The organism is Mesorhizobium sp. M7A.F.Ca.MR.362.00.0.0 (genome assembly GCF_004023175.1).
GTDB lineage: Bacteria > Pseudomonadota > Alphaproteobacteria > Rhizobiales > Rhizobiaceae > Mesorhizobium.
On record NZ_RZTF01000752.1, the window covers coordinates 1 to 1,299 of the forward strand.

Annotated in this window: 1 protein-coding gene; it reads right to left on the reverse strand. The window is 65.1% G+C overall.

Annotated features, from left to right (window positions below; genetic code table 11):
- Positions 1-187 precede the first annotated feature (187 nt).
- Entirely contained in the window at positions 188-1,159 is a 972-nt protein-coding gene (locus tag EOC06_RS37425; protein WP_128310124.1) for a GlxA family transcriptional regulator, read from the reverse strand.
- Positions 1,160-1,299 lie beyond the last annotated feature (140 nt).

Sequence of the window (1,299 nt, forward strand, 5' to 3'; positions counted from 1 at the left end):
TCTGCCCTGCCGGGCATCTCCCCCTCAAGGGGGGAGATTGGCAGTTTCGATGCCGCCGTTCTTTTCTTCAACATCTGAGATTAGCGAAGCAGAGATGCAGTCCGATCTCCCCCCTTGAGGGGGAGATGTCCGGCAGGACAGAGGGGGGCGCTGTCCCGCCAACGTCACACCCGTCAGGGAGCGACACCTAATGCCGTCTCGCCAGTTTCGGCGGATGCCCGTGCTCTTCCCGAAACGCCCGGGCAAAACTCGACATCGACGCAAACCCACACGCCAGCGCCACGTCGCGCACGGCGAGCGTCGAGTGCGCCAACAGGTCGGCGGCACGCTTCAGCCTCAGGCGGCGGTAATAGCCATTGGGCGAGATGGCGAGTTCGGAGCGGAAGCTACGCTCGAGCTTGTCGGATGAGACGCCGAGCTTTGCGGTCAACTCGGCCATGCCGAGCCGTTCTTCGACCGCGTCCTCCATGATGGCGATGGCCGACAGCACCAGCTCGTTCTGGACGCCGGTGCGCAGCCGCAAGGGCATCATCTTGCGGTCGATGCTGGAGCGCAACTGGCTGTGCACGAACCATTCGGCGACGCCGGCGGCGAGCTCGGCACCATAGTCGCGGGTGATGATCTCCAGCATCATGTCGAGGCTGCCGACGCCGCCGGCCGACGTAAAACGCTTGCGGTCGATGACATAGAGGTCACGCCTGAGCTCGATGTTGGGGAAGGCTTCGGTGAAGGCGGCCTGGCTGGTCCAGTGCAAGGTGCAGGCATGGCCGTCGAGCAGGCCGGCGCGGGCGAGGAAGAACGCCGCATCCGCCACCGCGCCGATATGGGCGCCGTTGCGCAGGCTCTTGCGGATCCAGTGTGCTGCGTCCTCGGCGACGAGATGATCGGCATCGCCGCCCGAGCAGACGACGATGCGATCGACCTTCGGCGCATCCTCGGCGTAAAAACCCGGCTGGATGACGACGCCGTTCGAGGCCTCGACCGAGCCTTTCGTGCCGCCGACGATGATCCAGCGATAGCATTGCCGCTTCGCCAGGACATTGGCGGCGCGCAGCGGCTCGATGACCGAGCTGAACGCCATCATCGGAAAGCCGGGAAAGACCAGCACCGCGAAGGTGAGAGGGGTGTCGGTGGGTTTGGGTGGGGCGTGTGTGGCCATGGGCGCTAGACTTCGGGCAGATGGGGTGCGGCGTCAATTGGCCTGATGCTTGAACCTGGAACGTCAGCGCCGCCCCTCACCTGCCTGCCGGCATCTTCTCCCCGTAAACGGGGCGAGGGCGCTGTTATCGGCGCTTACGC